This window comes from Streptosporangium sp. NPDC004631 (genome assembly GCF_053601935.1).
Map to the genome: position 1 here is coordinate 1 of NZ_JBSGCR010000061.1, position 8,481 is coordinate 8,481.

3 protein-coding genes are annotated in these 8,481 nt (G+C 64.5%); 2 read left to right on the forward strand and 1 reads right to left on the reverse strand.

Annotated features, from left to right (window positions below; translation table 11 throughout):
• Positions 1–309: 309 nt before the first annotated feature.
• Entirely contained in the window at positions 310–1,167 is an 858-nt protein-coding gene (locus ACWEF2_RS31240; protein WP_453819844.1) for an AfsR/SARP family transcriptional regulator, read from the reverse strand.
• A 436-nt stretch (positions 1,168–1,603) separates the two neighbouring features.
• On the opposite strand from ACWEF2_RS31240, the gene ACWEF2_RS31245 reads away from it, so the two are divergent.
• Positions 1,604–7,579: a DNRLRE domain-containing protein gene (locus ACWEF2_RS31245; protein WP_453819845.1), complete on the forward strand. Its 5,976-nt coding sequence runs from the start codon at positions 1,604–1,606 to the stop codon at positions 7,577–7,579.
• 350 nt (positions 7,580–7,929) lie between these two features.
• On the forward strand, positions 7,930–8,307 hold the full coding sequence (locus tag ACWEF2_RS31250) for a hypothetical protein (protein WP_453819846.1): 378 nt from the start codon (positions 7,930–7,932) through the stop codon (positions 8,305–8,307).
• Positions 8,308–8,481: the final 174 nt, after the last annotated feature.

An 8,481-nucleotide genomic window follows, 5' to 3' on the forward strand; every position in this document is an offset into this window, starting at 1 on the left:
CACGCGCGCTCAGCATCGGTCAACTCGATCGGTACCGCAGACGGACCCGGATGCCCCATGCACATCAGGATAAGCACTTAACCGACGAATTTCAGACGTACGACACTAGGGAGGCGTTCCGGTGAGGTTGAGGACGCGGTCGGGACGCCCCACTCGAGGGCGGTGTGCCCGCGGAGGCGGATGGTGTGTTCGCAGTGGTACTTGCGGGGGAGGCGGACGCGGGGACGTCTCGTCCCTGAGTGGTTCGCCGGGCGCATCGGCGAGCCCAGTGGACCAGTGATGCGGCGGAGCGTTCCGATCAGAGATCGCTCACACCGGGATCCTGTTCTCCTCGACCGTCCGTGATACCCGTAGCGCTGAGAGTGCCGCCATACGGGCGCGTTCGGCGATCTGACCGGCGGTCAGATGAAGGTCCAGGCTGGAATCCCCCCTGAGGATACGTTGGTGTAGCTCTCGCACCTCCGGAGTTGGTTCCACTCCTATCTGTTCCACGAGGACACGGCGCAGTCGTTGGTACACGTGCAGTGCCTCGGCCTGGCGACCGGAACGATACAGGGAGGTCATGAGCTGGGCGTGGAAACGCTCGCGCAGCGGATATCTGTCCGCCAGGGAGTGGAGGCGACCGGTGATCTCAGCGTGTTGGCCGAGCGCGAGCCACGCGTTGACGAGTTCTTCGGTGACGATGAGCCGCTCTTCCTGCAGCTGTTCCGCCCACGCCATCAGCTCCGGGCCGAGATCGGCCCCGTGCAGCGCCGGTCCCCGCCACAGTCTCAACCCGGCCGCGAACAACTCGGCGGCATCGCTGTGGTTACCCGTGTGAGCCTGCTCCCTGCCCTGCAGGGTGAATGTTTCGAAGGCGGAGGTATCTAAATCGTCTGGCTTTATTTCGATTTTGTAACTATTTCTAGATGTGCGTATTGGGGCACTGGCGGGATCGGCCGGCGACATCAGTCGACGGAGTTGGGCGATGTAGGTCTTGAGGTTGCTGGCGGCCGACTGGGGTGGGCGTCCGTGCCATAGATGCTCGATGAGATAACTCTGCGGTAACGGAGAATTCGCAGCATATAACAGAAGTGCGACGAGTGTGGAGTGCTTCCCTCTGCGGATTTCGACCGGATCTCCGACGTCGCCGACCAGCGTCAGTGGTCCTAGCGCGCGAAATAGCAACGTACCCCCTGGGGTGAGGAGGAGTTCGTCGAATAACTAATCCCGTTGTGAACTTTAAATCTTTTCTTGAAGGTCGGCAAGATCGGATTTTCGTTGACGGTGGAAGGAGGGCTTTATTTGGGCTGCCCTCAATGTGCCATAAATATGCCGTAAATGTGCCGTTGATCCGTAGCATTCGCCGGTATGTGCTCTTCCGTGTCATGCAGGGGGGAAAGTGGCCTTCTTGTCCACCAGGCAATATCGAGGAACCGGCGGGATCCGGCGGTCGGTCGGGGCGACGATCCTCGCGGTCGCCATCACGACCGTGGGGTTGCCCGCGCTTTCGGAAGCCGCCGCGGGGTCGTCATGGGCTTCCGCTCTCACTAAGCCACAACCAGTGGCGGAGCGGCCGGACCGGGTGTCCGCCGCGCTGGCCGCCCGGCTTCAGGGGAGCCGGGTGCTGATCGCTGACCAGACCACCGAATCCAGCATGACCTACGCCAACCAGGACGGGACCTTCACCACCGAGACGGTCAGTGGCGTCGCTCGCATCAAGCGGGACGACCGGTGGATCCCGGTCGATAGTCGACTGGCCGAGGTCGGTGGGGTGTTGAGGCCGAAGGCGGCCAGAGCCGACCTGGAGTTCTCAGCGGGCGGTGGTTCGCCGTTCGCCAAGCTGATTCGAGGCGAAAGTGAGTCGGTGGCGCTGTCGTGGCCCACACCGCTGCCCAAGCCGGTGGTGAAGGACAACACCGCCACCTACCCCGAGGTCGTGCCGGGGGGAGATCTGGTCGTCACCTCACTGGTGACCGGTATGCGCTTCGACATCGTGCTCCGCGAGAGACCTTCGAGTCCGGTCGAGTTCAAGATTCCGATCGGGCTGGAAGGGCTGTCCCTCGGCCGTTCGGAGAACGGCCGCCTGCAACTCAGCAACGGCAAGGACAAGATTGTCGCCGCTTCCGCCGTACCGGTGATGTGGCAGGCGGGCGTGTCCGGCCGAGCGGGCGGGCCGCATGGCCGTCCCGAGGACCGGGGCCGGGCCGGGAAGATCACCGCCAACGTCGAGGCGGGGGCTCTGGTGCTCCGGCCAGATCCTTCCTTCCTCGCTGATCCCGCCACAAAATACCCGGTGACTGTGGATCCGACTGTACTGCTCCCGCTCAGCCACGATACGGACGTCAACAGTGTCTACGACTGGAACAACGAGGGGAGTGAGTTCCTCAAGGTAGGAATGGACGCCGGTGCTGAGAAAGCTCGAGGCTATCTGCGGTTCGACACCACCGGTCTTCCTTCTGCGGTCACCGCGGCACAACTCGTCCTGCGCAACGTGGACGCCCCCGCCTGCGGTACCGCCGTGGGCGCGGGGGTTCAGGTACGGCGGGTGACGAGCAGCTGGGACGCTTCCACCATCGACTGGTCCCCGCAACCGTCCAACACCACCACGGGTGCGACGGTCAGCACCGAAGGCTCCCAGCATCCGGGATGCGGCAGCGGCTACATGAAGTGGGACGTCACGACGATCGCTCAGACGTGGGCATCCGGAACGGCGAACTACGGCCTAGTGCTGGGAGCGCCGACGGAGACGGGGATGGACTACTGGGTCTACGCGTCCTCCGAGGAAACCATCGAGTTCAACAGCCCGCCCAAACTCTCCATCACCTACACCACGCCGCCCACGATCGGCGCGCTGTCGGTGACCCCGTCCGCGGGAACGCTGACCTCCTCGGCGACGCCGTCCTTACGGGCTCAGCTCAACGACGCCGACGGCGGCGCACTGTCCGGGCAGTTCCAGGTGGAGCATGACCCGGCCGTTCCTGGCCAGGGGACCGGCTCGATCTGGTCCGGCAGCGCCTCCAACGTCCAAGCAGGTACGGATGCCGCTGTGACCGTACCTTCCGGCCCCCTGAGCAACGGGTGGAAGATTCGCTGGCGGGCACGCGCCTACGATGGCACCACCTACTCGGCGTGGTCCGACTGGCAGTATCTGACGATCGACACCACGGCCCCGGCGGCGCCCACTGTCTCCTGCGTCTCCTACTCGGCGGGTGTCTGGTCGGCCAAGCAACCCAATCCGGTGAGTTGCACACTGGACACGGCCTCCACCGACGCCACCGAGTATGTGTGGAACCTGAACGATCCGCAGGCGGTTAAGAGCGTGGCCACCACCGGCGGTGACGCCAAGGTGGTCAGCATCGACCCTGGTCAAGGGTGGCACACTCTCTACGCGCGGGCTCGCGACGCCGCCGGTAACACCTCCGGTGCCGCTACCTACACCTTCGGAGTCGGCGTTGGCCAGGTCACCAAGCCGCTGAACGCGGATCGCACTCAGGCGGCGGTCACCTTGGCCTCCCATGCCGAACCGGGCCGTACCGGAGTGCGGTACGAATACCGAGCCGATGTCTCCTCAACCGGTATCTGGGCATCTGTGCCCGTCGCGCATGTCACTGTTCCCGGCTCAGGTACCCCGATCAGTGGCTGGCCGCAGACCCGCTCCAACACGAGCCAGCCATTCGCGGACCTGTACTGGGATGTGGCCGCCACAGTGCAGGCCGCGGGTCGCGGTGACGGCCCCCTCGAGGTACGCGGTTGTTTCACCACCGGTACGGCCGAGCAGTGCTCAGATCCGGTGACGATCAGCTTGCAGCGGGCGGCTTTCGGAGCCTCATACGCCACGACCTCGCTCGGCCCCGGCAGTGTCGCCCTGCTTACCGGTGACTACTCGATCAACTCAGGCGATGTGAACGTCTTTGGTCTGTCCGTCGTCCGAGGCCACACCGCTTTGACCCCTCCGAACGCGACCGGTGCCGCCGGAGTGTTCGGTCCGGGATGGACCGCATCCTTCCCCTCGGGAGGTTCGGGAGTGGCCGGGGCCCGCTTCGAGGACCACTCCGCCGATGGGTATGTACTGTTCGTTGGCGCGGACGGCTCACAGCTCACCTACACGGTTCAGGATGACGGCACCTTCGCCGGCGTCGGCGATTCGTCCGACGGCTCCACGGTGGTCAAGGACTCCTCGACCCAGTTCACCCACACCGATCCGGGCAGTGTGAAGACGACTCTCACGCTGGCGAACGGTCAGTGGGGTGCCTCCTCGATCGACGAACCTGGCAGTGAGGACGCGATCACCTACACCCGGGACGCTCAGGGGCGGGTCACCCGGATGCTGGCACCTGTTCCCTCCGGGGGCAGCTGTTCGAGCGGCCTGGTCGCCGGCTGCAAGGCGCTGAACATCACCTACGCCACCACGACCACCGCCTCGGGGATCGGCTCGGGCTGGGGTGACTACGCGGGCCTGGTGAAATCGATTTCCTACACCGCTTACGACCCGGTCACATCCGCGATGAAGACCGCCGTCGTCGCCGCGTACAGCTACGACTCGACCGGTCACCTGCGTACCGTCAGTGACACCAGGATCAACCTCACCACGACGTACTACTACACCGGCGGAGGCCGGATCTCCCAGATCACGCCTCCCGGCCAGAACCCCTGGTACGTGGAGTACGACACGTCGGGGCGCCTGGCACATGTGCAGCGTGAGGCCGGCACCACCGACCTGACCCAGAGTGTCGCCTACGGTGTGCCCATCTCCTCACCGATCGACCTGACCGGGTCCACGGTCGCGACGTGGGGCCAGGTATCGGATCTGCCGAGGGTCGGCACTGCGGTGTTTCCCAACTGGCGCGTCCCATCACGCACCGGAACCGGTGCTTACCAGCCCGCCGCGGGCGACTGGGAATACGGCCATCTCACCTATGTGGACGTCAACGGTCGCGCGGTCAACACCGCGGTCTACGGAGCGGGCTCCTGGCAGATCTCCTCCACCGGCTACGACGGCAACGGTAACGCGGTGTGGGAGCTTTCCCCGGGTAACCTGCTTCAGGCGCTCACCCCGACCGCTGACACCGCTCCTTACGTGGCGGGGTTGAACAGTTCCGCCGAGCGCGCCAACCTGCTGGCCACCGTCCGGACCTACAACGAGTTCGGTGATCTCCTCTCCGGAGACGGTCCAGCACACCGGATCACGCTGGCATCCGGCGCAGTGGTCTCGGCCCGACAGCGCTCCAGCTATGTCTACGACGAGGGTAAACCCGACCCGAATATCGGCTATCACCTGGTCACCACCACAACAACCGAGCCCGTGGTGATCGATGGCACGGCCACTCCTGGAACTGCGGACATCCACGTCTCCAAGACCGGATACGCCCCGATCGTCTCAGGCGACACTTCGGGTTGGGAATTGAGGCTGGCCACCAGCCAGACCACAGTCGTCCCGGGAAGCACCGACATCGTTCACAGGACGCGCTACGACAGCGCGGGGCGGGAGGTGGAGCGGTGGCTGCCAGCGTCGAGCGGCTCCGACGCGGGGGCCACGGTCACGACCTACTACACGGCGGGTACGCATCCGTCGGTCACGGCCTGCGGGAGCAAACCGCAGTGGGCCGGTCTGGTCTGCAAAACCGCTTCCAAGGCCCAGCCAGCCGGAACGACGGTTCCTGCGGCGACCTTTGGTTACGGATATTACGGCCAGGGCGACGCGGTCACCGAGACCTCTGGATCCACCGTACGCACCACCACGACCAATCATGATGCCGCGGGACGAGTTACCGGCACGCACGTCGTGGTGACTCCCACCTCCGCAGGCGGAACCGCGGTTCCCGACAGTACGATCAGCTACGAATCCTCCACCGGCCTCCAGAGCCAGGTGACAGCCGGAGGATCCAGCGTCGTCATTACCTATGACGCCCTGGGCAGAGTGTTGACCACGACCGACGCGGACGGCAACACGTCCACCATCGGCTACGACACGGTCGGTCGGGTCGCCAGTCGTAACGACGGCAAGGGCACCACGACCTACGGATACGACGGCACCGACGCAGCCGGGCAGAGCGAACGACGCGGCCTGGTCACCAGCGTCAACACCGGCACCCCCGGAACGTTCACCGGTGCCTACGACGGGGAGGGCAAACTCGTCCGGCAGGACTACCCCAACGGCCTGTCCGCGATCAGCCGGTTCAACGGTGTCGGCGAGCAGGTCAAACTCAGTTATGTCAAGTCTGGTACCACCTGGTTGGAGTTCGCCGCCGTACCGGACATCGAGGGGCGGACCGTTTCGCAAACGAGTCCCGGTGGCGGTGCGCAGAGCTACACCTACGATCCGGCCGGCCGCCTGACGAAGGTGGCGGACACCTATGCGGGAAGCTGCGTCACGCGGGTGTCCGGTTTCAACCTGAACACCAACCGGACCAGTCTGTCTGAATATCCACCAGCCGCCAACGGCACCTGTTCTGTGTCCACAACACCGGTGACCCAGAACTACACCTACGACGCCGCCGACCGGATCACTGGCAGCGGATACACGTACGACGAGTTCGGGCGTACGTCCTCGGTCCCCGGAGCGCATGTCGCGGGCGGGGTCGATCTGGAAATCGGCTATCACGTCAACGACACAGTCGCCAGTCTCACCCAGGGCGCTCATACCCGCGAGTTCACCCTTGACCCCCTCGGGCGGATTCGCAGTGTGACCAGCGGCGGTGGCGTGGCGTCGGGCACCATCACCAACCACTACACCGGGAGCGGAGACTCTCCGGCCTGGATCGAGGAGATCGGCGGCGGGTGGACCCGGAACGTGGTCGCTCTGAACGGCCTGGGAGCCACTCAGAGCAGCGACGGCACCGTCACGCTCCTTCTGTCCGATCTGCACGGCGACATCGCCGCCACAGCGGCCAACAGTGTCGGCGCGACGGGGATAACCGCCTATTTCGAGCAGGGCGAGTATGGTACGCCCAGCTCGGCCAACATCACGAACCCGAACAGGTACGGCTGGCTCGGTGGCGCACAGCGTTCCGCGGAGGCACTCGGGGGGCTGGTCCTTATGGGTGCCCGCCTCTACAACCCCACGACGGGGCGTTTCCTGCAGGTCGATCCCGTCGTCGGCGGTAGTGCCAACGCCTACGATTACTGTCACGGCGATCCCGTTAACTGCGTTGACCTCGACGGCAGAGCCGCGTGGCAAGAGGGGGCGTGGAGGCTCTACAAGATCGTCACGGGTGTCTGGATCAATTTCTACGGCGTTCCAGACATGGTCAAGGCGGATCTCCTCGAGTTCGTGGACTCGGTTGCGTGTTGGGGGCTGTGCGTCGACTGGGACTACCGCTACTTCGGTCAATCTCGGACAATCATGAGAATAGAGCGCGCGGTCGATGTGAAGTATGTCTGCGCGAAGAAGGTGGAGCCGGGCAGGGCCTGCCCCACCAAGCCCGTGAGCCGGGAGAGGTGGCGGTCGCTTTACACGACGCACTACCGGGCAAAGTTGATAGCGAGCCACCGGATCCTTGGGTTTCCCAAGCGTTACTACCGGGAGTGGGGTTGGTACGATTACAGAACTCAAACCCGATGGGTGTATGGAAAGCCGGACCCCTACTATTTCGTTTAGGCGTGTCCTGAACATCCACAGCTAGAGAATCACCAGGCCTCCGCCGGGTGGCAGTCGCCACCCTGACGGGGGCCTGACACTTGGGCCCGGCGTTTGGAGTGACGCGTCGATTCCGGAGTGGTGGGGCCGCAAGTCCCGGAGACGAGCCTCCGGTTCGGAGGAGGTGCTCTCCGTGCTTTCGAAAACCGCTGACGGGGCGCGGGCGGCAACGTTACGAGGTCGGTCGTCTCGGTGGAGACGGGCCTGACGGAAAAGGGGTTACCTGCATGTCGCGAGACGGTGAAGAGCCGGTCGACCTGGAGCGCCGGGTTCGGACGGCGAGAGGCCCGTTGTCGAGGGGGCTGATAACCGTGGGACTGCTGACCATGTCCGTGGTGCTCAGCTTCGTTGTCTTCTCCTCGGCGAACGATCTGCTTTTCAGGGGCGGTGAAGAGTGGGGAGGCCGGGGAGCATCGCTGATGCTTTCCGATGTCCTGAGTTTCGTGAGCCTCAGAATCGTCGTGGTGCTGGCGATCGGGGTTCTGTCGCGTATGGCCTCCTATCGCATTCGTGACCTATTCATTGGGTTCATCCCGTTTTTGGGTGATTTGTTGCTTGTGCGATTGTGTTGGCGGGCGGCGCTCTATCCGTACCTCGACTGGAGGCCCAGGCAGGAGGAGGTCGGCTCCTCGCTCGAAAAGGAAGCGGTCGTCGACGGTGGTCGGGTTCTGTGGCGCCGTAAACCATGAGGGGATGGGAGAGGGCGGGTGGAGAGCCCGTGGTGCCCTCATCCGGATCGGGTGCGGGGTGCTCGCCGGTCCAGCCCCGCTAGAGCCTGTACGGAGTTCGGATCTTTAAGCTGGCCGGAGGCTTCGGATCCATAAGACGGCTCCGCGTAGGTGCAGGCCGGCCAGATAGCTGTC